The organism is Rhodospirillales bacterium (assembly GCA_028824295.1).
GTDB lineage: Bacteria > Pseudomonadota > Alphaproteobacteria > TMED109 > TMED109 > VXPW01.
This window is the reverse complement of sequence record JAPPED010000023.1, coordinates 16,524-41,192: the sequence shown is the minus strand read 5'-3', so window position 1 is coordinate 41,192 and position 24,669 is coordinate 16,524. Positions and strand designations below refer to the sequence as shown.

18 protein-coding genes are annotated in these 24,669 nt (G+C 65.0%); 9 read left to right on the top strand and 9 right to left on the bottom strand.

The genetic code is table 11. The features are described 5' to 3' along the window. The 4 genes from OXH60_10130 (at window position 1) to yghU (ending at window position 7,109) form a co-directional block, all read left to right on the top strand. Window positions 1-1,743 (top strand): B12-binding domain-containing radical SAM protein, encoded by a 1,743-nt coding sequence (locus OXH60_10130; GenBank protein ID MDE0712476.1) that lies wholly within the window; start codon window positions 1-3, stop codon window positions 1,741-1,743. 35 nt (window positions 1,744-1,778) lie between these two features. Then, complete coding sequence (locus OXH60_10125) at window positions 1,779-4,316, top strand: SDR family oxidoreductase (protein MDE0712475.1); 2,538 nt, start codon at window positions 1,779-1,781, stop codon at window positions 4,314-4,316. A 401-nt stretch (window positions 4,317-4,717) separates the two neighbouring features. Further along, window positions 4,718-5,959: a PLP-dependent aminotransferase family protein gene (locus tag OXH60_10120; GenBank protein ID MDE0712474.1), complete on the top strand. Its 1,242-nt coding sequence runs from the start codon at window positions 4,718-4,720 to the stop codon at window positions 5,957-5,959. Window positions 5,960-6,233: 274 nt separating this feature from the next. Next, window positions 6,234-7,109 (top strand): glutathione-dependent disulfide-bond oxidoreductase, encoded by an 876-nt coding sequence (yghU, locus tag OXH60_10115; protein ID MDE0712473.1) that lies wholly within the window; start codon window positions 6,234-6,236, stop codon window positions 7,107-7,109. A 93-nt stretch (window positions 7,110-7,202) separates the two neighbouring features. On the opposite strand, the gene OXH60_10110 is transcribed toward yghU, so the two are convergent. From OXH60_10110 to OXH60_10085, 6 genes are all read right to left on the bottom strand, one after another. Continuing rightward, on the bottom strand, window positions 7,203-8,216 hold the full coding sequence (locus tag OXH60_10110) for a LacI family DNA-binding transcriptional regulator (GenBank protein ID MDE0712472.1): 1,014 nt from the start codon (window positions 8,214-8,216) through the stop codon (window positions 7,203-7,205). 240 nt (window positions 8,217-8,456) lie between these two features. Beyond that, complete coding sequence (locus OXH60_10105; GenBank protein ID MDE0712471.1) at window positions 8,457-8,867, bottom strand: rhodanese-like domain-containing protein; 411 nt, start codon at window positions 8,865-8,867, stop codon at window positions 8,457-8,459. Window positions 8,868-9,061: 194 nt separating this feature from the next. Next, window positions 9,062-10,357, bottom strand: coding sequence for a TRAP transporter large permease (locus tag OXH60_10100; GenBank protein MDE0712470.1), 1,296 nt, complete (start codon window positions 10,355-10,357; stop codon window positions 9,062-9,064). Window positions 10,358-10,366: 9 nt separating this feature from the next. Further along, the gene (locus tag OXH60_10095; protein ID MDE0712469.1) at window positions 10,367-10,855 is read right to left on the bottom strand and encodes a TRAP transporter small permease; all 489 of its coding nucleotides are present in this window, start codon (window positions 10,853-10,855) and stop codon (window positions 10,367-10,369) included. A 35-nt stretch (window positions 10,856-10,890) separates the two neighbouring features. Beyond that, a complete protein-coding gene (gene dctP / locus OXH60_10090) occupies window positions 10,891-11,910 on the bottom strand; it encodes a TRAP transporter substrate-binding protein DctP (GenBank protein MDE0712468.1) in 1,020 nt (339 codons plus the stop codon). Continuing rightward, window positions 11,907-12,776, bottom strand: coding sequence for an isocitrate lyase/PEP mutase family protein (locus OXH60_10085; protein MDE0712467.1), 870 nt, complete (start codon window positions 12,774-12,776; stop codon window positions 11,907-11,909). Before OXH60_10085 ends, dctP begins: the two co-directional genes overlap by 4 nt. Window positions 12,777-13,188: 412 nt before the next feature. Here OXH60_10085 and OXH60_10080 point away from each other — a divergent pair, with 412 nt between their 5' ends. From OXH60_10080 to dnaE, 5 genes are all read left to right on the top strand, one after another. Further along, complete coding sequence (locus tag OXH60_10080) at window positions 13,189-13,632, top strand: nucleoside 2-deoxyribosyltransferase (GenBank protein ID MDE0712466.1); 444 nt, start codon at window positions 13,189-13,191, stop codon at window positions 13,630-13,632. A 388-nt stretch (window positions 13,633-14,020) separates the two neighbouring features. Then, a complete protein-coding gene (locus OXH60_10075; GenBank protein MDE0712465.1) occupies window positions 14,021-15,343 on the top strand; it encodes a proline--tRNA ligase in 1,323 nt (440 codons plus the stop codon). Further along, a complete protein-coding gene (locus OXH60_10070; GenBank protein ID MDE0712464.1) occupies window positions 15,340-16,590 on the top strand; it encodes a lipoprotein-releasing ABC transporter permease subunit in 1,251 nt (416 codons plus the stop codon). Before OXH60_10075 ends, OXH60_10070 begins: the two co-directional genes overlap by 4 nt. Further along, complete coding sequence (locus OXH60_10065) at window positions 16,583-17,326, top strand: ABC transporter ATP-binding protein (protein MDE0712463.1); 744 nt, start codon at window positions 16,583-16,585, stop codon at window positions 17,324-17,326. Before OXH60_10070 ends, OXH60_10065 begins: the two co-directional genes overlap by 8 nt. Continuing rightward, window positions 17,323-20,841: a DNA polymerase III subunit alpha gene (dnaE, locus tag OXH60_10060; protein ID MDE0712462.1), complete on the top strand. Its 3,519-nt coding sequence runs from the start codon at window positions 17,323-17,325 to the stop codon at window positions 20,839-20,841. Before OXH60_10065 ends, dnaE begins: the two co-directional genes overlap by 4 nt. On the opposite strand, the gene OXH60_10055 is transcribed toward dnaE, so the two are convergent. From OXH60_10055 to OXH60_10045, 3 genes are read right to left on the bottom strand one after another with little or no spacing between them, the layout of a single operon-like run. Further along, on the bottom strand, window positions 20,814-21,791 hold the full coding sequence (locus OXH60_10055) for an L-threonylcarbamoyladenylate synthase (protein ID MDE0712461.1): 978 nt from the start codon (window positions 21,789-21,791) through the stop codon (window positions 20,814-20,816). The genes dnaE and OXH60_10055 overlap by 28 nt on opposite strands. Next, window positions 21,792-22,982: a pyridoxal phosphate-dependent aminotransferase gene (locus OXH60_10050; GenBank protein MDE0712460.1), complete on the bottom strand. Its 1,191-nt coding sequence runs from the start codon at window positions 22,980-22,982 to the stop codon at window positions 21,792-21,794. Continuing rightward, window positions 22,958-24,487, bottom strand: coding sequence for an altronate dehydratase family protein (locus OXH60_10045; GenBank protein ID MDE0712459.1), 1,530 nt, complete (start codon window positions 24,485-24,487; stop codon window positions 22,958-22,960). Before OXH60_10045 ends, OXH60_10050 begins: the two co-directional genes overlap by 25 nt. Window positions 24,488-24,669: the final 182 nt, after the last annotated feature.

The following is a 24,669-nucleotide window of genomic DNA, read 5'->3' as shown; positions in this document are numbered from 1 at the left end:
ATGCGGAACGCGCTCTTGGTCTATCCGGAGCACCCCCATACCTACTGGGGAGCGAACTTCGCGCTGGAATTCGTGGGAATCAAGGCGGCCTTTCCGCCGCTGGGCCTCCTGACCATCGCGGCCATGTTTCCACCGAAATACAACCTCCGTGTCGTGGACATGAACGTGGACCCCGTGACCGACTCGGACCTGGAATGGGCCGACATGGTGTTTACGTCCACCATGATTGTGCAGCGAGTATCCCTCCAGACGGTCATCGAGCGCTGCATTCGGGCCGGGGTGCCGGTCGTGGCCGGTGGGCCGCATCCGACCACATTTCACGATGAGATCCGCGGTGTCGATTACTTCGTGCTGGACGAGGCCGAAGAGACATTCCCCCAGTTTCTGCGCGACCTGGAGAACGGCACACCGAAGAAGATGTATCGGGAACCGCGGAAACCGGACGTGAGCCGAACGCCGATCCCGCGCTTCGACCTCATCGACATGAAGAGCTATCACTCGATGGGGGTTCAGTTCTCACGCGGATGTCCATTCGATTGCGAGTTTTGCGACATCACCAAGCTCTACGGCCGGGTGCCCCGGACCAAGTCACCAGATCAGATGGTGCGCGAGTTCGACGTTCTGTTCGAACTTGGCTGGCGGGGCCCCGTGTTCCTCGTCGATGACAATTTCATCGGCAACAAGCGTGACGCAATGAATCTGCTGCCGGTACTGGCGGAATGGCAACAGGTGCGCGGTTACCCGTTCCTCCTGAGCACCGAGGCAAGCCTGAATCTCGCGCGCATGGACGACCTCATGGAAGCCATGATCCAGGCCGGCTTCGACACCGTGTTCCTGGGAATCGAGACCCCCAACCCTGAGGCTCTGCTCAAGACGAAGAAACCCCAGAACACCAGCAAGGAAGAAGAGAACTTCCTGTTTCGGGCAGTCCGGAGGATCCAACGCAAGGGCATGCAGGTGCAGGGAGGTTTCATCCTGGGTCTGGACGGCGATGACGAAACCGTGTTCGACATCCAGATCGAGTTCATCCAGGCGACCGGGATTCCCGTGGCCCCGATCTATCTCCTTACGGCACTGAAGGGCACGGACATGTACAAGCGCCTTCAGGATGAAGGCCGCCTGCTCAATGTGGCGATCGGGACCCAGGCCACCATTCTGAACTTCAAGACGGAACTGGATCACCGGACGTTGCTCGAAGGATATCGGCGCGTGACCTCCACGCTCTACGATCCGACACTGGAGAACTATTTCAGCCGCTGCCTGACGCTGTTCGAACACTTGAAGCCGGTACCGCACCTGCAGAAACCCAAGAGCAAGAACGCGGTCTTCACGGACCTCATGCTTGTGCGCGGACGTCTTTCCCCGGAGCAGGTCCCGGCCTACACGAAGTACGTGGCGGAGGTATCGAGAAAGCATCCCCGCATGCTTCCAAAGGCCATCCGGCTGGCGGCATTGGGTTACCACTTCGAGAAGATCACCCGCCAGCAAATCGCGATCCATGACTTCAAGGAATTTCTGGCAGAGGAACTGGAGTCGTTCAAAGAAGACGCGGCCGCGTGTGCCGAACAGCCGGAGCACGTCGACGTCCTGCGACAAAGACTGTTCGCGGACGTCAACACCCGTTACAAGTCGATCCCGGGCGACTTCCGCTACCACAGCGATGGAATCGACACCGCCTTGGACTCTTTCCGCACGGCCATCAACGTGCAGGCTGCGCAGCAGGCGCGGTTGCCGGCGGCCTGAGGAACTGCCGGGCCGCACATCCAGGGATCGAATGCATGACCGACCAGGCCGTTGCGGACACGGCGGTATCGCCGCTTGCAGGGGAACTTCCGCCCGACTGCCAGAGAGATGTCAACGCGCTGCGCCGGTTTGTCCACGATGTCATCAGTGAAGAAGCCCCGTCTGCGGCGGTTCCTCCAACGGACATTCGAGAGGTACTGCTCACCGGTGGTACGGGGTTCATTGGACGTTTTTTCCTGTACGAGCTCCTTCGGCAGGATTCCCGTGTAGTCGTGTACTGCCTGGTTCGCGCCGAAGATTCGGAGCGCGGCATCGACCGTATCCGCCGTGCGATGTCCGAGGCGGAAATCTGGGATGATGACTTCGCACCGCGGATCCGCGCAGTCCCTGGTGATATCGGGCTATCGCGATTCGGGCTTGACGATATCAAGTTTGACAATTTGTGCGGGCGGATCGACGCGGTCTATCATCTCGCCGCTGATATCACGCTCTCTTCTTCTTACAAGGGCATCCGCGAGGTCAACACGCTCAGCCTTCGTAACGTGCTGGAGCTGTGCCTCCGGACCCGCTACAAGTACCTGTACTACGCATCCTCAATGGGCGTGTTTCCGCAATACTTCTTTTCCTTCGCACACGAGTTCAAGCAGAGTCGGATCCGGCATCAAATGCAACCGGATCTGACCTGCATGAAGCGGATGTTCCCAATCGGTTTGCTCGGCTATCCCTGGAGCAAGTTGGTGTCCGAACAAATCCTCTTGTTTGCCCAGCAGGCAGGCATGCCGTTGGCGATTTTCCGTCTCCCGCAAACCGGTCTGTCAAGTAGCGGCTACACGCCGGCACATGACCTTTCCATAAAGATACTGGCCGCGGTCGGTGAAATCGGAATCATGCCGAAAGGATTCTCGTTTCGGTCCAGCAACGAAGTCGTCGATACGGTAGCCCGAATTTGCGTGGCGATAACCCTGAACGCGAGCCGGCGCTTCACGATCTACCACTGCTGCAATCCGGAACTGGATCACCACGATCTGGAACCGGCGGACTTCGGATTGTACTGGCCCGAGGTTTCCTACGAGGAATTCAAGCGCGCGTGTCAGGCCTACGGTCAGCGATCACCGCTGCATGGCCACTGGGCGGTGCTGGATCATTTCGGGAAGTACTGGTTCAGCAGGAACAAGCCTGCGGACCAGCTCCCGATGTGCGACCGCGCCATTCGCGAGGACTGTCCGTTTCCCATCAAATGGATGGGCGCCCTGACCAAGCTTCGACGCTCCCACCGATGGATTCGGGCCCACCGTGAGGATTGGCCATATTCAGTTCATCAAAGCAGCCTCGACTTCGACGGTTTGATCAGCCGAGCGGAACAGTACGCGAAGGACGAGGGGGTAGCTTTCGAGGCCACGTATCCCGCGTGGATGCGGGAGGGTCTGGAGCAGTTGGTCCAGGCGTTGCAGGAGCCCGGAGTCAGGCTGCAGCAGGACAGGCTGGCCGATACCGTATACAGCCTGAGCCGTTTCCTGCGCGGCAATGCAGCACTTGCCGGTGAGCGACTGCGCCACCCCGAAATTGACCGTGAGAAGGTTATCCGGCCGGTATTCATTGTCGGGATCAACCGTACCGGCACCACGTATCTCCATCGCCTGCTGGCCCGAGACCCTCGGTTCTGGGCATTGCGGCAATACGAGTACATCGAGCCGGTGCTGCCGGACGGCGATTATGCGGGCGTCGGCGGCACCCCTGCAGACCCCCGCCGGATTCGGACAGAGGAAATCTTCCGTGCCTCTCGGTTCGCCGAAGTGTTCGCCGGGATTCACGACTTTGACATGGATGAACCGGAAGAGGACTACCCGATCTTCCGAATGACCTTCACGACCTGGGTCTTCCTCGCCCAGTTTCCTGTTCCGGGGTATGCGCGCTGGTTGGCGGAACGTGGATCCAGCGAAGCTTATGGCTTCCATCGGCGCACCATGCAGCACTTCAACTGGCAGCGTAGGCAGCGCTTTCCGGGGCACGGCGGGCAGTGGCTACTTAAGATGCCCTTCCATCTGATGGAACTCGATACCTTGATGGCAACCTATCCCGACGCCCTGTTCATTCAGACCCACCGGGAGCCGATACAATTCATGGGATCGTGGAACAGCCTGGTGGAACGAATTCGCTCGCTCAACAGCGATCGGGTTGTTCCCTCCGAGGTCGGTGCCGAGCAGTTGTCGTTCATGAGCCGGATGCTGGACCGGGGAATCCGGTTTCGGGAGTCGCATCCGGAGTTGGAAGCCCGCTGGGTGGACGTGAACTACCATGCGCTGGTTCGCGATCCGATGGCGGTAGTAGAGGCCATCTACGGTCGGTTCGGGTGGTCGCTCACGCGGTCGGCCGTGAACGAGATGACCGGTTGGCTGGACCGGCAGATGGAACGGCGGCGGCGGGAGCCACGACACCGATACACTCTGGATGACTACGGCCTGACCGCCGACGGGGTCGACGCAGCATTCGCCAGCTATGCCAAGTTTCTCGCGACTCGAAACTACGTGCACGACGTCAAGCCGCCGCCGGCAGCCCGCCGTGATACCACCTGACGACAAGACCTCTGAACAAGGCTTCGCGGATGCAGACGACTTGACAGGCTTCTCTGGTCGCCGATGCACGGACGCTGGCGCCCACCTGCGAGTGTAAAGTAGATACGCGGTTTCAACCGGTTTGCCCGGCTCTATTGGTTCCGACGCACCAGCCATCGCTGCCTCGCGAGACTATCATCAGATGTTTGATGTTATACGATCGTCAGCGACCGTTGAACGCCCGTCCGTGTTGGGACACCGGGAGTTGCCTCGAAGCAAGTTGGAGACATCCAGCGGGGTCCGTATAACGTGTACGCCGCCGACGCAACGGCACGTATCGTTGGTCCGCAAGGGTAACAGTCGCCCACGTGTTATCCGCGGACATCACGCAATGTATCCAGAACGGATGAAGGAGAATCAAGGTGGCAGTGACCATCGACTACGCGGCGCTGCTGGCGCCTGATCTCCCAGCACCTGCTCCCGGCTGGCAGGGGCGCCCGCCCTACAATTTCATTGGCGGGCACGTCGATGCAGCTAGCGTGCCGGTCGAGGACATGATCACGGCGACGGCGACGGCTCTGCGGCGGGACGGAGCCACGCTGTCTACCTATGGACTGGAGAGCGGCCCGCTTGGTTATCGGCCGCTCCGGGAGTTTGTCGCTGCAAAACTCGAGAAGCGCAGTGGCCTGTCGGTTTCACCTGATGATGTCCTGATCACTTCCGGATCAATACAGGCGCTCGAACTTGTTTACGAGGTCTTTTGCTGTCCCGGCGACACGGTCTTGGTTGAGCAGTTCACCTATGCGGGCACGCTCAGCCGGCTCCGGAGTCTCGGCGTGAAGCCGGTCGGCATCCCGCTCGACGAAAGCGGCATGCGCGCGGATCGGCTGGCTGCGAAGCTGGCTCAGCTCAAGGCGCGGGCAATCCAGCCGAAGTTCATCTACGTCATTCCGACCGTCCAGAATCCTGACGGCAGCATCATGCCCGAGGCACGGCGCGCAGAACTGCTGGAAGTGTCTGCCGAATACGGTGTGCCGATTTTCGAGGATGAGTGTTACGCGGACCTATTGTGGACGGGTGAACGTCCACCAGCTATTGCAGCCATGGACCGCTGCCAACAGGTCATCCACTGCGGTTCGTTTTCGAAGACCATCGCGCCGGCTCTCCGAGTGGGCTACATCGTTGCGGAGCCAAACCTCGTGGCGCAAATGGCTGCCTGCAAGGAAGACGGTGGCACCGGCGCCCTCGAACAGATGATGCTGTCCGAGTATTGCCGAGTGCATTTTGACGATCATGTTGCCAAGGTCACCGTGCTGCTCAAGGACAAGCTCGACGCGATGATCGAGGCGCTGGAGGAGAACTTCGGAACGACGGCCGAATTCACGCCGCCTCCCGGCGGGATCTTCCTGTGGGTCACATTCCCGGATGCCGTAGACGCCACGAAGCTGGCTACAGCCGCGGCCGCCCGAGGAGTGGCCATTAATCCCGGACCCGACTGGTCAGCTGATGCGGTGCCTGCGCGTTCGCGGATACGCCTTTGTTTTGGGAACCCGACGGCAGACGCGATTCGGGAGGGTGTGAAGGTGCTTGCAGACGTCTGTCACGAGGAATTCGGCATTCCGGTGCGAAGCGCGAATATCGAGCGGAACAGATTGACGGGCTGACCAGGCGGCAGCGTCGATTCTGGCGAGGGGCAAGCTGCCCGCTCGGCCAGAGAGATCGCCTGCAGCCATCCGGGGGCTGACGCTCGATCCAATTGGGATGAACCCGACTTCTTGGAGGGTGCGGGGTTTCAGCGGTCAACGGGATCCCCTGCCGACATGAGCGACAGTGCGCGTGCAATCCGAGTCCCGGAATGCTAAGTCAATCGCTTCGGCGTCCCCAAAGTCCGGATGCCGGATTCCGCAAATGTCCGCTAAGCCCTTGAAGGAAGACGCAATGACGGATGCTGAACCTTACGAACCACCGACAGTCTGGAAATGGGAAAAGGAGAGCGGCGGCCGCTTTGCCTCGATCAACCGCCCCGTGTCCGGCGCCACGCACGAAAAGGAACTTCCGCGCGGCGAACACTCGCTCCAGCTGTACTCCCTGGCGACTCCCAACGGGGTCAAGGTCACGGTGATGCTCGAGGAGTTGCTGGCGACCGGGCACAGCGGTGCGGAGTACGACGCCTACGTGATCCACATCGGGAACGGCGATCAGTTCGGGTCCGGGTTCGTTGCCATCAATCCGAACTCGAAGATTCCCGCCTTGGTGGACTACTCGCTGCCCAAACCGACGCGGGTGTTCGAATCGGGAGCGATCCTGCTCTACCTCGCGGAGAAATTTGGCGCCTTCATTCCGAAAGACCCGTCCGAACGGGCCGAGTGTCTCTCCTGGCTGTTCTGGCAGATGGGCTCGTCGCCCTACCTCGGCGGCGGGTTCGGGCACTTCTACGCATACGCGCCCTACAAGATGGAGTACCCGATCGATCGCTACACCATGGAGGTAAAACGCCAGCTCGATGTCCTCGATAGGCGCTTGGCCGAGACACGCTACCTGGCCGGCGACGCGTACACTGTTGCCGATATCGCGGTCTGGCCATGGTACGGTGTCCTGACGACGGGCAGGCTATACGACGCGGCCGAGTTTCTGGCGGCAAGCGAATACAAGAACGTGGTCCGCTGGTATGAAGAGATCGCCGCCCGCGACGCCGTGGTAAGGGGCCGGAAAGTCAACCGCATCAGTGGCCCGCTGGAAGACCAGCTCCGCGAGCGCCACGATGCATCCGACTTCGAGCTTCGGACCCAGGACCGGCTTGAGGCCGCCGCGTAGGACTGCCGACTCGCGATCCGCGATCCGACTTGTGCGGTCCTGTGCCGGGAGAACTTGCGTCGTGGAAGACCGTGCCGTCCACTGAACCGTGCGTCACGATCCCGATGGAATCCGGAATCCGCAGGTTTCCCGAATGATCAGTTCCGGCCGGAGGACGATCCGCTGCTGCGGTGATTCCGGTTGGTCGATACGCTCGATGAGGGCCGCGGCCGCGCGCCGTCCCATTTCGTCACGGTCGACGGCGGTGACGCTCAGCGCAGGGTTGGTCATGCCGGTTTCTTCCACGTCCTCACTACCGATCAGCGCGAAATTCCTTCCCGGGTACAGTCCGTCTCTCTGGAGGCCCGCCATCAGACCGAGCGCAAGGGAATCGTTGTAGCAGATAGCGGCCGTGGGCCGCGGTGATAGCGATGCTATCCAGCGTGCTGCGTCAAATCCGGCCTTCCGGGTCGGAACGGAGGATCTAACGAGCGCCGGGTCGAATCCTACTGAAGCACGGTCGAGTGACTCGCGATAGCCGCTGAATCGTTCAACGAAGCAGCTGACCCGGGTGTCCCCGCCGACAAAGGCAATCCGTCGGTGGCCCTGGCGGAGCAGTCGATTGGTTGCCATTCGCGCCGCTTCGCTGTCATCGTTGATCACGTAATCGAATCCGAGTTCGAACAGGGCTCGCGACACGAAGACGGTTGGCGGGATGCCGCCCTGCCCGGGCTGAAAATGGGCCGATGTCGTGCCGACCGCGGGACAAACGATCAGGCCATCGGCGCTGTACTCCGCCATCTTTCGAACGAAGTCGGTCTGGCGCGAGATCACCTCATTCGTGTGGCACAGAAACGCCGTTCGCCCGGACGCTGCTAACGCGTCCTCCAATGACGCGAGCAGCGAGCCGAAGAATGGGTCCGAAACGTTGTTGAGAATGACCCCAACGGTCTGGGTCATGGAGGTGCGAAGGCTTGCCGCGCTCCGTTGATAGACGTAGCCGAGCTCGGCAATGGCAGCGAGAACCCGCTCCCGTGTCGCGGCCGAGATTCGCTCGTTACCGCGCATCGCGAGAGATACCGTCGCCGCGGACACACCAACGTGTTCGGCAACGTCGCGGAGAGTCATCCTGCCCAAGAAGGAGCGCTCCAAGGCCGCTGAGACTTGAAGGTATCATGGCCTGGTTGAACTTGCACGGTTGGAGGCGATACCACTCCCGTACGCGCGGACAAGCGACACACAGAAGTCCGTTGTCAGCCGGCAGCGCCTGACCAACTATTACGGCACGCTAAGGCACGAAAGGGGTTTCAACTGTGTCGCCACATCTTCAAACCGCACACTCTGTGTCATTGTGTCTTGATGTCCGTGCTAACGGGGCGGCACGGTCGGTCGACCCTCGGCAATCCATTGCAGGATGCCCTGGTGCGCGTTGTAGACCTGTCGGTATCCAAGCTGCTCGCTCAGGAGGCGGCTCACCGCAGCGCTGCGTCCGCCGCTGCGGCAGATCAACACGATGGGTTCATCGGCAGCGGCGATCGGCCCGATCGCTGCCATCCATGCGCGGACGTCAAAGCGTCCCTCTTCATCGAAGAAAGTCTGAAGGTGGCTGCCTTCGATGATACCGGTCTGCACCCACTCATCGGGTCTTCGGATGTCGATGACAGCAACCCCGTTCGCCAGCAGCTGTTCAAGCGTAGTAGTGCCGATATCCGTTATCTCGGCGCGGGCAGGGGAGCTGGCGGCAAAGGTTAAGATGACGAAGAGTGCCAGTTTCAGCATCGGGACATCCCCGGGATCGGGTCGGATGAGCAGGTCTAGCCTACCGCACCCGCGCTGGCTGGCAGTGCGGTGGCGACCGGTCCCGCGTGGGTAACCGGTTCCGGCAGGTGTTGCACGTGGAGTAATTCCCAAACCATGGCATCTGCTCTGGAGTGCAGTTCCGAGTCCCTGCGACGTCGGTGCTGCCGCTCGAGCTACAAGCGGAACGGGATGTAGAGCGCGATATCCGGGACGGCCACGACGATCGACACCGTGATCAGGATCAGGATCACGAAGGGGAGCACGCCGTGCACAATGTCGGCGATCGTGGTTCCGGCTCCGTCAGGGGTCTGGCGGGCGACCGCCTGAATCACGAACAGGTTCAGGCCGACCGGAGGCGTGATCAGGGCGCACTCGATCATCATCGTGAAGATCACGCCAAACCAGATTGGGTCAATGCCGAGGCCACCCAGTGACGGCTGAATGATGGGCAGCATCAACAGCATCATCGAAAGCGTCTCAAGGACACAGCCCAGCGCGAGCAGCAACGCGCAGATGGCCACGATGAATGCGATTGGGCTGGTCATGCTGCCGGTTACGAGCGCGGTGACATCCTGCGGGAGCTGGTAGAGCGTAATGGCCTGCCCGAACACCTTCGCGCCGACGATGATGAACAGGATCATCACGGTCGTTCGCATCGACGCGATCGCGATCTGCGGCAGGTCGGAAAACCGCAGCGAGCGATAGATGCCCAGCGTGATCACCAGTGCCGCGACGAAGCCGACGCCGGCGGCTTCCGTGGGTGTGAAAACGCCTAGATAGATACCGAACACGATGCCAGCCGCGAGCGCGAAGGCAGGCAATGCCCGTGCCGTGGCCGTCCACCGTTCTACCCAGCTGGCTCGGGGCATCGACTGGTAGCCCGACCCGAAGTGCGCCTTTGCCACGACGTACGCGATGAACACTGTGGCCAGCAGCAAGCCGGGGCCGATTCCCGCCAGGAACAGGTCGACGATCGACTCCGAGAGTACGAAACCGAACACGATCATCGGGATCGAAGGGGGTATCAGGATTCCCAGGGTGCCGCCCGCCGCCAGCAGGCCGAAGACGAAGCGCCGCTCGTAGCCGCGGTTGACCATCTCCGGGATCGCGACCGTACCGATCGTTGCCGACGTGGCGACCGATGATCCGGACGTCGCTCCGAAGATGGCGCAGGACAGGACGGTTGCCACGGCCAGCCCGCCCGGCCAGTGACCGATCCAGCTCTGCACCGCGCTGAACAGGCGTTCGCCGGCACCCCCCTTGAGCAGCACATTGGCCATCAGGATGAACAGCGGCACCGCCAGCAGGATGAAATTGTCGACGCTGGAGAGCATCGCCTGCGGGACCATCAGCGGTGAGTAGCCGCCGACCAGCAGCATCACGATGCCGAGCCCGGCCATGGCGAAGGCGATGTCGATTCCGGCCAGCAGGAATCCGAACAGCGTCAGCAGAATGAAAATGCCGGTCACGGCGCGCCGTCAGACCTCGCGATGGGGTTGCTCGCCTCCGAGGAGCGCGGGCGAACGAAAGCTTCCGATGACCGTCGCCAGCACTTGCAGGACGATCAGCGCCAGCCCGGCGACGACCGGCCCCTGCAGCAGCCACATCGGCAATTCCAGGGTAGTGTCGGTGGTCTGCCCGATGTCGATCGAGAACTGCATCAGCTTGATTCCGTACCAGGCAGAGACGCCGGCCACGGCCCCGATCACCAGCAGCACGATGCGCGACAGCCAGGTCTGCACCGCCGGCGGAAGATGGGCGGTCAGGACGGTGATGCGGATGTGTTCGCGGCGCCCGACGAGCCACGCCGCCGCCAGGAAGACTCCATAGATCTGCAGCACTCGCGCGGTTTCCTCGACCCAGCTGGTCGGTGCCAGGAAGGCATGCCGCATGGCCACTTCGTAGAACACGATGAGCCCGATTACCGCGAACAGGGCCCCGGCGACCCACGCTGCGACCTGGGTCATGCGATTGATCAGGTGGAGCACTCGAGGAGGTGCCTTCAGGGCGTGCTGGCGGCGCGTAGCGCCTCGGCGGCAGCCAGCAGCTGCTCACCGAGAGGCCCAGCGGCCGTTCGGTAGAGCTCCTTGAGGCCACGGGTGGCGTCCTGCCAGGCCGCGACATCGGTTGCGCTGAGGCGATGGATGCTCATCCCGTTGGCTTCCGCCACGGCGTACGCTTCGGCCTCGATCTCGGCCAGTGCGTCGCGCATCTCGATTTCCACCGTTCGCGCGGCCCGGCTGATGAGGACCTGGAGCGCGGGCCCCAGTTGCTGCCAGACCCGATCGTTGATCAGCACGATGAACTCGATGTTGCTGTGATTCGTGACGGTCAGGTGATTCATGACCTGATACAGCTTTCGTTCGCTGACGCTTTGCATGCCGGTCATGCCGCCGTCGACTGTGCCGCGTTCGTAGGCGAGGTACTGCCGAGATCCACCGATGTTCGTGGCAGCGCCGCCGACGTGGTTCACGAATTGCTCGAGTGCCTTGCCGAACGTACGCATCTTGAGGCCTTGGAGGTCCTCGGGTCGACGGACGACCGTATCGCGCGTCATCAGGACCGACAGTCCGTAGGGTTGCCACCACAGCGGGCGGGCGCCCTTCGAGGTCATCGCGGCGTCAAGCGGACCGCGTACGGGAGAATCCGGCTCGGTGGCCGCCCGGACCAGTTCCGGCGTGTCCAGCAGGAACGGCACGTTGAAGATGTCGACGGCCGGGATGGTGCCGGCAAAACGGGCGAGCGACGACGAGCCCATCTCGATCTGGCCCGAGGCGACGGCTCCCGGAACCTCTTTGTCGGTGAAGAGCTGGGCCGCCGGGTAAATCTCCACCACCAGCTCGCCGTCCGATTCCGCCTCGACAAGCTCCTTGAAACGCACGAGGTTCTGACCGAGCGGCGTGGTCAGCGGAAGCTGCGTGGTAATCCGCAGCTTAGTCTCGGCTTCGGCGGGCCCGTGAGCGAAACCTACGGCCAGGAAGGCCGTCGCGGCCAGTGACAGCCAGCGCGCCGGCCGGGTCATGACGCCGCTCCCGTTTCCTGGCGTTCCGCGTAGCGCATGTAGGCTTCGAGGCCGGCGGTTTCGCACATGTCGTCAAACCCTCCCTGCAGGTGGTCCGGCGCCTTGCCCTGGGCGCGCAGGTCGCCAAGGGTCGCCCGCATCGCACGCGTGGCCGTGACGAGCAGGCTCAGCGGGTAAATCGCCAACTGGTATCCGATGCCGGCCAGGGTGTCGGCATCGAGGTAGGGGGTCTTGCCGCCCTCGACGATGTTTGCCAGCAGCGGCACGCCGGTGACGCGCCGGCAGATGGTGCGCATCTCGTCCCGGTCGATGGGAGCCTCGATGAACACGACGTCGGCGCCTGCATCGCGAAAGCGCAGCCCCCGATCGATGGCTTCGTCCAGTCCATGTGTGGACCGGGAGTCAGTGCGAGCAATGACGAGGACCGCGTCGCTGGCCGTGTCCTTGGCGGTCTTGATCTTGGCGACCATCTCTGCGGCGGTGATGACCTGCTTCCCTGCCATGTGTCCGCAACGCTTGGGAAAATCCTGGTCCTCCAGCTGGATCGCGGCTACGCCGGCCCGGCGATAGGCGGCCACCGTGTGGCGAACGTTGAGGACGTTCCCATACCCGGTATCGCCGTCGGCGACGATCGGGATCCCTGCGGCATCGGCCATGCGGGCAGCGTTATCCGCCATCTGTGTCGCCGTCATGAGGCCGATGTCCGGGGCGCCGAGATACGCCCCGGAAACGCCGAAGCCCGTCATGTAGCAGGCGCCGAAGCCGGCCTGGGCCACGAGTCGCGCGGTCCAGGCGTCATAGGCGCCTGGGATCAGGGTGCATCCGGGGGCGGCGATCAGCGCGGAGAGCTGTTGGGCGGGGGTCATCGGGGAGTCTCGGTCCATCACCGCAGGGGAGTGTTCTCAATCCATTATGGCGATTGCTCAGGAACCGCCGCATGTGCACCCGGAAAAGCCGTCGATACTGCCCTGTTCTGCCTGACGAACACGATTCTTGATCAAGTGGAGGATGTACGACGGTCGGATTCGTATCCCCTGGCCTTGTTGACAGGATGTTCTCACTTGGGAGCGGCCGAAGGGCCGCTCGTGGAAGCTGGTGGTTACATCAGCGAACCATCAGATACATCGCCTTGCTGGAAACCTGCCTGAAGAGCCGCTGGCCCAGCGTTACGATGCAACTCGACTGTCGAGAGTTCGCTGAATCCGTGACGCAGTCGTTTCCGAAGGTCCGAAAAAACGAGGCGCGGCCGTGATCATGGCATCAAGGAAAACACTGTACTTGGCGAACCCGTACGGATTCTCCGCGCAGCAGCGAGACGGTCCGCTTCAGCTCCTCGTGGCTGCCTTGGAGGCAGCTGGTGCCGAAGTCTGGGAACCCTTCGCCCGAAACAACGTGGTCGACCGCACTGTCCCCGGCTGGGCGTACCGCATCGGACAGGCTGACCTACGGGACGTGCGTCAAGCGGACGGGATGTTCGCAGTGGTCAACGGCTGCCCGCCGGACGAGGGCGTCATGGTTGAGCTGGGAATGGCCGTGGCCTGGGAGAAGCCGGTGTTCCTGTTCCGTGATGACTTCCGACGATGTACGGACAGCGAAACCTATCCGCTGAACCTCATGGTGTTTACCGGCCTCCCGGAGAACGGTTGGGAGGCCCACTGGTACAGCGACGTCGGAGAGATCGGGGATCCAGACAAGGCTCTGGCGCGATGGCTGCGCGGATAGGGGCGGGCGGAGACGGCTCCCGAGAACCTGGTACGTATACCGCGCCGTGGCGCGCCGCTCCACAAGCCCGTGCGCCCGCGGCGCGTCTCCGGCTCCGGCAGTTCCGCCGCGGTCGTGCTAGGCGATGGCGGATCCTGCGACCGGCGACTCAGGTCGATTTCACCGTTATTGGCAGCCTGCTTCGGCCGATTCCCGCGGCACAAAGCGCCGCCGCGTTGATTTCCGGAATGGCCCACGTCGCGGCTATGATCCGCAGACGGCGTAGCGCCGGTCCCGCCGTGCCGCCGTCCAGCAAAACAGAAGGGGGCGGGCCAGCGCTCCTGCAAGAACCCGCTGCTGTCAGCCCTGCGATACCGCGTTCAGTTTGTCCCAAATGAGATCCCCGGCCATGTTGCGAACACGATTTCCAGTTCCTACCCAGAAAGACGACCCGGCGGAGGCGCAGATCGTCTCGCACCGGTTGATGCTGCGTGCCGGGCTGGTGCGGCAGGCGAGCGCCGGGATCTACAGCTGGCTGCCGATGGGGTTCCGGGTTCTCAAGAAGATCGAGGGCATCGTCCGGGCTGAGCAGAACGCGGCGGGCGCCGTCGAGGTCTTGATGCCGACGATCCAGGCGGCGGACCTCTGGAAGGCATCCGGCCGTTACGAAGACTATGGCCTGGAGATGCTCCGGGTTACCGATCGCCACGAACGGGAGATGCTGTACGGGCCGACGAATGAAGAGCAGATCTGCGAGATTGCTGCCGAATTTCTCAAGAGCTACAGGGATCTCCCGAAGAATCTGTACCACATCCAATGGAAGTTCCGGGACGAGCTGCGGCCCCGTTTCGGGGTCATGCGTGGCCGGGAGTTCCTGATGAAGGACAACTACTCGTTCGATGTGGATGCGGCTGCGTCGCGCCTGTCGTACCACCGGATGTTCCTGGCCTACCTCCGCACCTTTCAGGCGTTGGGCCTGACTTCGATACCTGTCCGCGCGGAGTCCGGCCCGATCGGCGGCGACATGAGCCACGAGTTCGTGATCCTGGCCGACACCGGGGAAAGCGGCGTGTTTTGCGACCGCGGCATCCTGGACCACCCGGTTCCGGGTCCCGTGTACGACGATCCCGAGGAACTGCAGCGGATCGTCGACCAGTGGACCGGACCCTATGCCGCCACCGACGACATGCACGAGCCCGAACGGTTCGAACAGGAGGTTCCCGAAGAGCGGCGGGTCGAGGCGCGCGGGATCGAGGTCGGCCACGTGTTCTATTTCGGGACCAAGTACTCCGAAAAACTTGGCGTGGTGGTCGACCTGCCGGACGGATCGCGCGCCCCCGTCGAGATGGGCTCGTACGGTATCGGGGTATCCCGGCTGGTCGGTGCGATCATCGAGGCGTGCCACGATGATCGCGGGATCCTGTGGCCGGCCTCGGTCGCGCCGTTCCAGGTCGGTTTGGCCAATCTCCGGCAGAACGACCCGGCTTGCGCGGAGTGCGCGTCCGCGGTGTACGACTCGCTGACCGCCGCCGGCGTCGAGGCTCTCTACGACGACCGCGATGAACGGGCCGGCACGAAGCTTGCCGATCTCGACCTGCTCGGTTTCCCCTGGCAGGTGGTGGTGGGCCCGCGCGGCGTCGCGCAGGGTGTCGTCGAGCTTCGCGCGCGCGCGACCGGCGAGAGCGCGGAGGTCTCGCCCGAAGACGCGCTCCAGCGCATCCAGGGCGCGTGAACCTCGGACTTGAATTGTGGATTGCCCGCCGCTACCTGCGGGCACGCCGGGTTGAAGGCTTCATCTCCGTCGTCGCCGGGTTCTCGCTGATCGGCATCGCGCTGGGGGTGGCCACGCTGATCATCGTGATGTCGGTGATGAACGGCTTCCACACGCAGCTGGTGGACCGGATCGTCGGCGTGAACGGCCACGTGGTCCTGCATCCGCCCCCTGGTGCCGACACGCTCTCGGACGTGGCGGGACTGGAACGCGAACTGCGCGATTTCCCGAACGTGCTGGACGTCTTTGCCGAGACCGAGGGCCAGGCGCTGGCCACCACGACCGGGAACGCCACCGGAACCCTGGTCCGCGGTATCCGTCCCGACGATCTTCGCCGGCGGACGCTCGTGGCCGACGCAATCACGAACGGTTCGCTGGACACCTTTGCGACGGAGGGCGGCGCCGTCATCGGCTCCCGCTTGGCCCGGCAGCTGGGGGTCGGGGCCGGCGACGCCCTGACGCTGCTGCACCCGGACGGCGACGTCACCGTTGTCGGCACGATTCCACGCGTCCGGACGTACACCATCGCCGCCCTCTTCGAGATCGGCATGTACGAATACGACTCCGGTCTCGTCTACCTCCCGTTGGACGATGCCCTGATCTTCTTCCGGGCGGGGGAAGAAGCGACCAAGATTCAGGTCGTGCTCGATGATCCGGACTCGGCCGAGCAGGTGAGCACCGGGCTTGCGGAGACGTTTGCCGGCCGGGCGCGCACCTCGGCGTGGCCGAGCCTCAACCGGCAGTTCTTCAACGCCCTCAAGGTGGAACGGAACGTGATGTTCCTGATCCTCACGCTGATCATCCTGGTGGCCGCGTTCAACGTCGTCTCCAGCATGATCATGCTGGTACGCGACAAGGAAAAGGGCATCGCCATCATGCGCACCATGGGGGCCACGCGCCCCGCAGTGCTGCGGATCTTCGTGTTCACCGGGGGCTCGGTCGGGGTCGTCGGGACCCTTCTCGGGTTCGTGCTGGGCCTTGCCTTCGCCACCAACGTGGAGGCGATGCGGCGGTTTCTCGAGAGCATCGCGGGTGTCGACCTGTTTGCCGCCGAGATCTACTTCCTCTCGCAGCTGCCCGCCGAAGTGCAGCCCCTGCAGGTGATCGGCGTCCTGGCATTCGCGCTGGCGCTGGCGCTCATGGCCACGATCTACCCGGCCTGGCGGGCCTCGCGGATCGATCCGGCGGAGGTGCTCCGGTATGGCTGAGCCGGTGCTGAGGCTCAGTCGGGTGTCGCATTCGTATTGGCAGGGGCGCGCTGAGGTTCCGGTGCTCGCCGGCGTGGACCTTGTTCTGGAAGCCGGGGAAACCGTGGCGCTGGTGGGCCCGAGCGGCGCCGGCAAGTCGACGCTCCTTCACATCGCCGGGCTGTTGGAGACCCCGAGCGTTGGCGAAGTGGCGCTCGCGGGACAGGTGGTGCGAGCCGGGCGCGACGGCACGCGGACGCGCCTGCGCCGGACCCACCTCGGCTTCGTGTACCAGAACCATCACCTGATGCCCGAATTCTCGGCGCTCGAGAACATCATGGTGCCGCTGCGGCTGGCCGGGCACGACCCGCGGGCGGCGCAGGGCCGTGCCACCGAACTGCTCGATCGCGTGGGGCTCGCCGCGCGCGGTTCCCACCGGCCGGCAGCACTGTCCGGCGGCGAACAGCAACGGGTAGCCATTGCCCGTGCGATCGCCAACCGGCCGAAGCTCCTGCTCGCCGACGAGCCGACCGGCAACCTCGATACCGGGACCGCGGCGGACGTCACCGACATGCTGGTCGAGCTTGTTCGGGCCACCGGCTTGGCGGCCTTGCTGGCGACCCACAATCCCGAAGTGGCGCGCCGGATGCACCGCGGCGTACGCCTGGAATCGGGTCACCTGCATCCATGGACGCCCCAGCGGCCGTTGGTCTCGCCGGCCGCGGGCGTGCCGGACCCGGTCGAGGGACAGCAATGAGCGCTGCTCCGTTCATCCATCTCAGGGTCCGGTCCGCCTACTCGCTGGCCGAAGGGGCCATTCAGATCCCCGATCTCGTGAAGCTCGCCGCCGGCGATGCGATGCCTGCGCTGGCCCTCACGGACCATTCCAACCTGTTCGGCGCGCTCGAGTTTGCGCTTGCGGCAAGCCGGGCCGGGATTCAGCCTATTCCCGGCGCTCTGGTCGAACTCGCCCCGGACGAAGACGTTCATCTCGCGAATTCGCTGCAATGGCCGCGCGCGCCGATCGTGCTGCTTGCGGCCACCGAGACCGGCTGGCACGGCCTCAAGCGGCTGGTCTCGCAGATGTACCTGGAGGGAAGCAGCCCGGGAACGCCGGTCGTGACCCTGGGGCACCTGGCCGACCACGCCGACGGCGTGATCGCGCTGACCGGTGCTGCCCCGGGACCCCTCGGACAGCTGCTGGCGACCGGCAGGGCGGAATCCGCCTACACCCTGCTTGCGCGCCTGCAGTCGGTGTTCGCGGATCGGCTGTACATGGAGCTGCATCGCCACGGCACGGATACCGACGCGTCCCTGGAGCCGGAATTCCTGCGCCTTGCCCATGCGCGCGACATCCCGATCGTGGCCACCAACGACGTCTATTTCTCCGGCCCGGAGATGCACGCCGCGCACGAATGTCTGCTCTGCATCCGGGATTCGACGACCATCCTCGACGACCGGCGCGTCCAGCTCACGCCGAACCATTGTTTCCGGTCCCAGGCGGCAATGGCGGAGCTGTTCGCGGACCTGCCCGAGGCCTTGGCCAATACGGCGGTCATCGCGCGGCGCTGCTCGCACGTGCTGGAGGCGCGAATGCCGATCCTGCCTAGGGTTCCGGACACCGGCGGCCGGTCCGATGCGGAGGTGCTGGCGGAACGGGCGGAGCGGGGGCTCGAAGAGCGGCTCGACCGGCACGTGTTCACGGCGGGCATGACGGATGGCCAGCGTCGGGAGCAGGGGGGGCGCTACGCGGACCGGCTGCAACGCGAGCTCGAGATCATCCGCGAGACCGGCTACGACGGGTACTTCCTGATCGTGGGCGAGGTCATGAACTGGTCCCGGGAGCAGGGGATTCCGGTCGGGCCGGGCCGCGGTTCGGGCGCCGGCTCCGTGGTTGCATGGGCGCTCGGGATCACTGACGTGGATCCGCTTCGGTTCGGCCTGCTGTTCGAGCGCTTCCTCAATCCCGAGCGGGTCTCCATGCCCGACTTCGACCTGGATTTCTGCCAGCAGCGCCGCGAGGAAGTCATCGCTCACGTGCGGGAGCTGTACGGGGACGACCGGGTCGCCCAAATCATCACTTTCGGTTCGCTCAAGGCGCGGGCGGTGGTTCGCGACGTGGGCCGGACCCTCGGGCTCTCGTACAGCAAGGTCGACGAGCTCGCCAAACAGGTGCCGGAGAACCCCGCCAATCCCATCAGCCTGAGCGAGGCGCTGCAGTCCGAGCCGGGGTTGCAGGAGGCGCGGGCGACCGACGGCGACGTCGAGCGGCTGTTCGAGATCGCGCTCTCGCTGGAGGGCCTCAACCGCAACGTGTCGACGCACGCCGCGGGCCTGGTGATCGGCGACCGGCCGATCGAGGAACTGGTGCCGCTGTACCGCGACCCCCGCTCGGAGATCGCCGCCACCCAGTACGACATGAAACGCGTCGAGCAGGCCGGGCTCGTGAAGTTCGACTTCCTCGGCCTGAAGACCCTGACGTCGATGGATCTCGCCGTCCGCCTGCTCAGGGAGCGCGGCACCGAGCTCGATCTCGAGGCACTGCCGCTCGATGACAAGGCGACCTACGCGCTGCTCACGAGCGGCGAGACGGGCGGGATCTTCCAGCTGGAGAGCCCGATGATGCGGGAGGTGCTGCGGCGCCTGCAGCCCAACCGGATCGAGGATCTGGTGGCGATCCTGGCGCTGTACCGGCCGGGTCCCATGGACAACATTCCCAGCTTCATCGAGCGGCGGCGCGGGCGCGAAGCAATCGCCTATCCGCACGAGAAGCTGCGGGACATCCTGGAAGAGACCTCCGGCATCTGGGTCTATCAGGAGCAGGTCATGGAGACCGCCCAGGTACTCGCCGGCTTCTCTCTGGGCGAGGCCGACATCCTGCGGCGCGCCATGGGCAAGAAGATCAAGTCGGAAATGCAGGCGCTCGAGGCTGATTTCGTGGACCGTTCCGTGCAGAACCGAGTGCCTCGCGAGGTGGCGGTCGACATCTTTGCCGATCTCGAGAAGTTCGCCGGGTACGGATTCAACAAAAGCCACGCGGTCGCCTACGCGCTGATCAGCTACCGCACGGCCTACCTCAAAGCGCACCACCCGGCCGACTTCTTCGCCGCGATGATGACGATCGAATCCGGCAACCGCGACAAGCTCAACCTGTTCCACGACGAGATCACGGGCCGCGGGATCAGCCTGCTGCCGCCCGACATCAACCGGTCGCGGACCGAGTTCACGGTCGAGGCGATGAACGGGAATCAGCCGGCCGTGCGCTGCGGCCTGGGTACGCTCCGCGGGGTCGGCAATGCCGCCATGGACGTGGTCGTGAACGAGCGGGACCGGGCCGGTCCGTTCGCCGATCTCTGGGACCTGGCCCGCCGGTCGCGGAAGGCCGACCTCAACAAGGAGCACTTCGAGAATCTGGCCGAAGGGGGGGCGCTCGACCGGCTCCTCACCGGCATGGCGCAGGACCAGGCCCGCGCGGTGGCCCATGCCGCAGCCCAGATGGCGGCTCGTTGCGGGCAGGAGGCGGCGACGGAGGAACGTCTCTCGCAGTCAAGCCTGTTCGGCGACGACACGTCGTCGCAGGAATTGTGGGTGCTGCCCGAGGTCGAGGCCTGGGATCGTTCCGAGATGCTCACCCGCGAGTTCGCGGTGCTCGGCTTCTACGGCTCGGGGCACCCCCTGGAGCAGCACGCCCAGCAGCTCGCCGCGATGCACGCGGTGCCGCTCGGCGAGGCGGGCAGGCAGGAGGCGGGTACGGCATTCCGGGTGGCCGGGGTCGTCGCTCAGGTCAAGGAGCGCGTCTCACAGCAGAAGCGAAGGTTTGCGCGCGTGCGGCTCTCCGATGCGACCGGGGCGGAAGAGGTCATGGTCTTCCCCGAGACCCTCGTCCGGTACCGGAATGTGCTCCGGGAGGGGACATTGCTGCTGGTCGAGGTCACCCGGGAAGCGGATTCTTCGCGGGCCGACAGCCTGATCGCGCACGACTTCGCCCTGCTCGAGGACGGCGGCCTCGAACGCGAACTCCCGCCCGGATGGAAGATCTGGACCGACGACACGTTCGACATCGCGGCGCTGTTCGACCTGTTCGAAACCGCGCGCCCCGGCAACGGGCGAGTGGAAGTGGTGTTTCCGCTGGACGGGGACCTGGAGGCGGACATGAATCTTGGCGTCAGCGTGCGCCTGGGCCGGAGCCTTCGGCTGGCCGTCGAGCGGCTCTCAGGCGTCACCGGTGTCGAAGAACTGACCGATCAGGAAGGTCTCTCGCACACCGTCTGACCAGAACCCGGCCCGCCTGGGGAGGCCGCGCCGCGCTCCGCCCGCCGCAGCCGGTCGTTGATGGCCTTGCCCAGGCGATAGTCGGGGATTGGTGCGACCGCGATGCGCCGGGCGCCCGCGCGGTCCAGCCGGCGCAGCATCACGAACAGGTTCCGCGCGGCCTCCTCGAGATCGCCGGTCGGGCTGAGGTTGCAGGTGACGCCCGATGCGGCGCCGAACCCCAGGTACACCTCGTCCGGGAGCGGGTCATCGGCATCGAGCCGGAGCGGCGTCCGGGGCGCATAGTGCTGCCGGAGCATGCCGGGCGCGCGGGCAGTCTCGTCGGCGCCCGGCTCGTCCACTGGGCCGATCACCGCTTCTAGGTCCTCGACGGTGATGCCGCCGGCGCGGAGCAGCACCGATCGGCCGCTCACGAGTTCGAGCACCGTCGATTCGAGGCCGATCTCGGTGGGCCCGCCGTCCAGCACCAGGTCGATCGCCGGCCCGAGCTCGTCGCGGACGTGCTGCGCTTCGGTGGGGCTTAGTCGGCCGTGTGGGTTGGCGCTGGGTGCCGCTACCGGCCGCCCGACCGCCCGGAGGAGAGCCGCGGCCACCGGGTGGTGGGGGACCCTGACGGCGACCGTGGAACGCCCCCCCGTGACGGCGTCGGCGATGCCCGCCTCGGACCGCAATGGCAGGACCAGGGTCAGTGGACCGGGCCAGAACCGTTCGGCCAGCCGTGCGGCGGCCGGCTCGGCCGCGCCAACCGCGAACGCGGCCGCAGTGGTGGCGGTATGGATGATCAGCGGGTGGCCGGCCGGGCGGTTCTTGGCCAGGAACACCCGCCCGACGGCGTCGGCGTTGGTGGCGTCGGCGCCGAGCCCGTAGACGGTTTCCGTCGGAAAGGCGACGAGACGGCCGTTCCTGAGGTGGGCCGCCGCTTGGCGAATGTCGGCGGCCGTCGCGAGCACCTACCGGAGTGCCACGGCCAGTCGATTGAGCGCCGTTTCCAGCAGGTCCGGCGACTTGGCGTAGCAGATACGGAGGTAGTTGTCGCCGCCCGCACCGAAGGCGTCGCCGGGCGCCAGTCCGACGCCCGCCTGCTCGACCAGCGACCACGCCATGGCGGTCGGTGAGTTCATGCCGTGCACCCCGAAGAACGCGTAGAACGCGGCGTCCGGCCGGATCAGTTCCACCCGGTCGATCGCGCCGAGGGCCGTCATCACGGTGTCGCGGGCCTGCGAGAGGCCGGCGCGCATTTCCAGCACGTGGGGCTCGCCCTGGCGGATGGCGGTGATCCCGGCCGTCTGGGCCGCCGCCGCCGGGCTGGCGACGTTGAACTCGTTCAGTCGCTCCATCATGGTGGCGGCCTCGGCCGGCGCCACGACCCACCCGAGGCGCCAGCCGGTCATGGACCAGCTTTTCGAGAAGCTGTTCACCACGATCACGGCGTCGTCGGGTTCGGCAAGGTCCAGGAATGACGGGGCGACGTCCCGGTCGTAGACCACGCGGGCATAGACCTCGTCGGAGACCACCCACAGCCCGTGGTGCCGGCAGAACTCGAGGATGGCTTCGAGGGTGTCGCGTTCGGCCATCCAGCCGGTCGGGTTGTTCGGGGTGCTGAGGTAGATCGCCCGGGTTCGAGCCGTGACGGCACCGAACAGACGGTCGAGGTCGAGGTGCCAGCGGCCGTCCTTGGGTGCCAGCGCCACCTCCACCGGATGGCCGTCCATGATCTCGACGCAGCCGAGGAAGTTCGGCCAGACCGGTGTGACGCAGATCACCTCGTCGCCAGGGTCGACCAGCAGCTCCGCGGCGATCATGAGGGCGTTCATACCGGCGTTGGTCACCACGATCCGGTCTTCGGCGATCGGCCTCGCGTAGAGGCGGTTCTCGTACTCGGCGATCGTGGTCACGAGTTCGGGCTTGCCGCGGTTGGGCGCGTAGAACGTGTCGCCGGCGCGAAGCGCCGCTGCGGCCGCGTCACAGATGAACTCGGGCGTCGGCTGGTCCGATTCACCGAACCAGAGCGGGATGACGTCCTCCCGCCCCATCGTGGCATTCGCGATGACGCGGATGCCCGATTCCTTGATCCGCGCGATGCGCCGGCGGATGGCCGGGGGGCCGGGGACCGCGCTTACAGCAGGGCGCCGATCTGCCATGGGACAAACTCCTCATCGCCGAGCCCTGCGGCCTCGCTTTTGGATTCCTCGCCGGACACCACCCGAAGAATGGTGTCGAAGACCTCTTCGCCCATGGCGTCGATGCTCTTGGTGCCGTCGAGGACCTGGCCGCAGTTCACGTCCATGTCCTCGCTCATGCGTTCGTACATGGGCGAGTTGGTCGCGAGCTTGATGGACGGCGCCGGCTTGCAGCCGAACACGGAGCCCCGTCCCGTGGTGAAGCAGACGACGTTGGCGCCGCCGGCGACCATGCCGGTGACCGAGACCACGTCGTAGCCGGGCGTGTTCATGAAGGTGAAGCCCTGCGCGCGAATCGCCTCGGCGTACTGGTAGACGTCGACCAGGTTGGTGGTGCCCCCTTTGGCCACGGCGCCGAGGGACTTCTCGAGGATGGTCGTCAGGCCGCCGGCCTGGTTGCCGGGAGAGGGGTTGTTGTTGAGCTCGGCCCCGTGCTGCTCGGTGTAGTCCTCCCACCAGCGGACGTGCTTGATCAGTTTCTCGCCGATCTCCTCGCTGACCGCCCGGCGCGTGAGGAGGTGCTCGGCCCCGTAGATCTCCGGCGTTTCGGCCAGGGTCGCGGTGCCGCCATGCCGCACCAGCCGGTCGACGGCCGCCCCGAGCGCAGGGTTGGCGGTCATGCCCGAGTACGCGTCCGATCCGCCGCACTGGAGTGCCAGGCGGATGTGGCTGGCGGGGAGCGGCGTGCGCCGGACGTCGTTCGCGCGCGGCAGCATGTGGCGAATCCGCTCGACGCCGGCCTGGATGGTCGCCCGCGTGCCGCCGGTGTCCTGGATCGTCATCATTTGGAACATGTCGTTGGCGGACCATTCGTGGTTGGCCGCCATCGTGTCCACCTGGTTGACCTCGCAGCCGAGACCCACGACCAGGATGCCGGCGAAGTTCGGGTGCCGCGCGTAGCCCGCCATGGTGGCCTGCAGCAGGTCCCAGCCGAGCCCCTTGCCGGCCATGCCGCACCCGGTCCCGTGGGTAATGGCCACGACGCCGTCGACGTTGGGGAAGTCCTTCAGCCCGTCGCCCTTGAACGTGTCGGCGATGTACCGGCAGACCGTGGCCGAGCAGTTCACTGACGACAGCACGCCGATGTAGTTCCGGGTCGCAACCCGCCCGTCAGGCCGCTGGATCCCCCGGAACGTCGCGCGTTCGGCCTCCGGCACCATGGCGGTCGCCTGTGCCCCCTGGGTGAACTCGTAGTCGCGCTGAAACTGGCGGACGGCCACGTTGTGCGTGTGCACGTGGTCGCCGGGCTCCACGGTCTCGGTGGCGAAGCCGATGATCTGGTTGTACTTGCGCACCGCGTCCCCGACGTCGATGCGGCGCGTGGCGATCTTGTGGCCGACTGGGATCTGCCGGGCCGTAACCACGTCTTCACTGGGTACGGCCGTGTCCGGCGCCAGCGTCGTCTTCGCGGTGACCACGTTGTCCGCGGCGTTGAGGCGGATGGTCAGTGTTTCCTGTGCGGTCATGGCGGCCCTCCTGACCAGACACTTTGGGGGGCTGAAGAGCCGGATGTTAGCAGCAGCGAGGCACCAACAGCCGTTTTGCGTGACACGCTTGGGCCTGACGACGGGGCGCACCGTGCCGCCCGCGCCACGCTCGCGTGCAACCGCCTCCCGCGGATTCGAGGACTGCGACTGCAGGCGGTTCA